2 protein-coding genes and 1 pseudogene are annotated in these 3,403 nt (G+C 77.5%); all 3 read right to left on the bottom strand.

All coding sequences use genetic code 11. The features are described from left to right. Window positions 1–264: 264 nt before the first annotated feature. Window positions 265–1,125, bottom strand: coding sequence for a GNAT family N-acetyltransferase (locus J5O08_RS20415; protein ID WP_218708736.1), 861 nt, complete (start codon window positions 1,123–1,125; stop codon window positions 265–267). Then, a complete protein-coding gene (gene aspS / locus J5O08_RS20420; protein ID WP_218708738.1) occupies window positions 1,122–2,948 on the bottom strand; it encodes an aspartate--tRNA ligase in 1,827 nt (608 codons plus the stop codon). The genes J5O08_RS20415 and aspS overlap by 4 nt, the downstream gene beginning before the upstream one ends. 262 nt (window positions 2,949–3,210) lie before the next feature. Continuing rightward, window positions 3,211–3,403, bottom strand: a pseudogene (locus J5O08_RS20425) (hypothetical protein); the annotation flags it as partial.

The following is a 3,403-nucleotide window of genomic DNA, read 5'->3' on the forward strand; positions in this document are numbered from 1 at the left end:
GGGCCCGCGCCGCGACGGGCCGCGCCGAGCGCGGCACCCGAGCCGGCCCGCGCTCGCTGCCCCCGCGCCCGCGCCCGACCGCTGCCCGCCCCCGCGCCGCGCACAGCGAGGAGGTAGCCGACACGTCGAGCGAGTATGCAGCGACTACTCGCTCGACGTGTCGGTTGCACGCTCGGCGAGAGCCGGGGCGCGCGGGCGCGGCTGGCGCGGTGCGCCCAGCGCGGTAGGGCGGCGGGGTGGCGTGGGGCGGTGGGCCGGTGAGGGTCAGGCGCCGCGGGCGCGCAGGGTCGTCAGGCGGTGCACCGTGCGCAGGCCGAGGCGGTGGTAGATCCGCCGGGCACCGTGGTTGTCGTCCCACATGCCCAGCGACACCCAGTCCGCGCCGTCGGCGAGCAGCGCCCGCACCGCGCCGGCCGTCAGCGCCGCCCCGAGCCCCTGGCCCCGCTCCCCCGGCCGGACGCCGAGCCCGTGCAGGTGCGCCGACCCTCGCCCGCCGGGCCGGCCGGCCCGGGGTCCGGCGCCGATGACGCCGCCGAGCCGCCCGGACCCGTCGAGCGCGCCCCACCAGCGCTCCCCGGGGCCCGTGGGATCGGCGTCGGTCGTGGGGTTGGCGTCCGCGAGGCACGCGCGGATGGCAGCGGCGTCGGCGCGCGGGTCGAGCTCGCGCAGCCGGGACTCGGCGGCGACGGGCGCCGGGGCCTCGTCCGTGACGAGCCACTCCCAGCCGGTCCGGTTCGGGGTGAGGCCGAGCGCGGCCACCTCGGCGGCGTGCAGCAGGCCGAACGCCTCGGTGTCCACCCAGGCGAACCGGTGCCCCGGGCGGGCGTGGGCGCGCAGGAGCGCCGCGACGGGCTCGGCGGGGCCCACGGCCAGCAGCATCGTCGCCCCGGGGCCGTGACCCGGCTCTCCCGCATCCGCGACGGCGCGCCGCACGAGCAGCATCGCGTCGCCGTCGGCGTGCACCTCGGCGGGGTGCCAGCCGCGGCGCTCGTCCAGCAGGAACGGGTCCTGCGCCCACCGCGCGGGCAGGGCGGGCCCACCGGCCGACGGCCCCGGCGCGGTGCGCGCGCCGGGGCCGTCGGGGTGCTGCGGGGTGCCGTCGGCCGGGTCGCCGACGCGCGTCACTGCTGCGCGGCCGCCGAGGCGTCCGCGACCGGGGTCTCGGCGGGCGTGCCCTGGGGCGCGAGGTCGGACGCCTTCGGCTTGGCGTCGACGCCCGCCTCCTTGCGCTGCTGCGCGGTGATCGGGGCCGGCGCGCCGGTCAGCGGGTCGTAGCCCCCGCCCGACTTCGGGAACGCGATGACGTCGCGGATCGACTCCGAGCCGGTCAGCAGCGCCACGATCCGGTCCCAGCCGAACGCGATGCCGCCGTGCGGCGGGGCGCCGAACTGGAACGCGTCGAGCAGGAAGCCGAACTTCTCCTGGGCCTCCTCCTCGCCGATGCCCATGACCGCGAACACGCGCTCCTGGACGTCCTTGCGGTGGATACGGATCGAGCCACCGCCGATCTCGTTGCCGTTGCAGACGATGTCGTAGGCGTAGGCCAGGGCCTCGCCCGGGTCCTCCTCGAACCGGTCGACCCACTCCGGCGTCGGCGACGTGAAGGCGTGGTGGACCGCGGTCCACGCGCCCTCGCCGACGGCGACGTCGTCGTCCTCGCCCGTGGGCTTGAACAGCGGCGCGTCGACGACCCACACGAACGACCAGGCCGACTCGTCGAGCAGCTCGGCACGGCGGCCGATCTCGAGGCGGGCCGCCCCGAGCAGCGCGCGCGCCTCGGCGGGCTTGCCGGCGGCGAAGAACACCGCGTCACCCGGCTGGGCGCCGACGGCGGCCGCGAGGCCCTCGCGCTCGGCGTCGGTGATGTTCTTGGCGACCGGGCCGCCCAGCGTGCCGTCCTCGCCGACCGTGACGTACGCGAGGCCCTTGGCCCCGCGCTGCTTGGCCCACTCCTGCCAGGCGTCGAAGCCGCGGCGGGGCGTCGAGGCGCCGCCGGGCTGGACGACCGCACCGACGTAGGGCGCCTGGAACACCCGGAACGGCGTCTCGGCGAAGTACCCGGTGAGCTCGACCAGCTCCAGGCCGAACCGCAGGTCCGGCTTGTCGGTGCCGTACTTCGCCATGGCCTCGGCGTAGGTCATGCGGGCGATCGGGGTCGGGATCTCGTAGTCGATGAGGCCCCAGAGCGCGACGAGGATCTGCTCGCCGAGCGCGATGACGTCCTCCTGGTCGACGAACGACATCTCGACGTCGAGCTGGGTGAACTCCGGCTGCCGGTCGGCGCGGAAGTCCTCGTCCCGGTAGCAGCGGGCGATCTGGTAGTACCGCTCCATGCCGCCGACCATGAGCAGCTGCTTGAACAGCTGCGGCGACTGCGGCAGGGCGTACCAGGAGCCCGGCGCGAGGCGGGCCGGCACGACGAAGTCGCGGGCGCCCTCGGGGGTCGACCGGGTCAGCGTCGGGGTCTCGATCTCGACGAAGTCCTGGGCGTCGAGCACGCGGCGCGCGGCCTGGTTGGCCTTGGCGCGCAGCCGGATGGCCTTCGCGGGCTCGGGGCGGCGCAGGTCGAGGTAGCGGTGGCGCAGGCGCGCCTCCTCGCCGACCGGCTCGTCGAGCGACGAGGACACCTGGAACGGCAGCGGCGCGGACTCGTTGAGCACCACGACCTCGTCGGCCGTGACCTCGACCTCGCCCGTCGCCAGGTGCGCGTTCTCGTTGCCCTCGGGGCGGCGGCCGACGGTGCCGGTCACCTGGAGCACGTACTCGGCGCGCAGGCCGTGCGCGACGGCCTCGTCCCGGATGACGACCTGGGCGATGCCCGAGGCGTCCCGGAGGTCCACGAAGGCGACCCCACCGTGATCGCGCCGGCGATCCACCCACCCGGTCAGGGTGACGGTGGTGCCGATGTGCTCGGCCCGCAGCGAGCCGGCGGTGTGGGTGCGCAGCACGAGGAGTCCTCTCCGGTGTCGGGGTGCTGCCCGTCCGAGCAGCCCGGCGAGTCTACTGCCGACCGGCCCGGCGCCGTCGCGGGGATACTCCCTCGCGGGGCGCGGCGCCGTCCTCCCGGGCGCTCGTCGCGACCCCGGCCCCGCCCATGGCCGGGGGCGCCGGCCTGCCGGCTCGTCGCGGCCCTGGCCCACCGGAGGTCGGCCGCCGGTGGAGCGACTCGTCGCGACCTCGGTCCGCCTGTGGCCGGGCCGCGGACCGGCGTCAGAACAGCGCGGGCTGCACAGCCCCGAGCAGCGCCCCTGCCAGCGCGCCCTCGGGTGTCTCGGCGCCGCGCCCGCCCGCGGGCCGCACCCGCCAGGGCGGCGGCGTCGGCGCCCGGCCGCCGGTCCGCGCCGACGACCCAGCGCCCGCTCCCGCGCCGACCCCTGCGCCGGCCCCCGCTCCTGCGCCCGCG

This window comes from Cellulomonas sp. PS-H5 (assembly GCF_019265565.1).
In the GTDB taxonomy this organism is placed as follows: Bacteria; Actinomycetota; Actinomycetes; order Actinomycetales; family Cellulomonadaceae; genus Cellulomonas.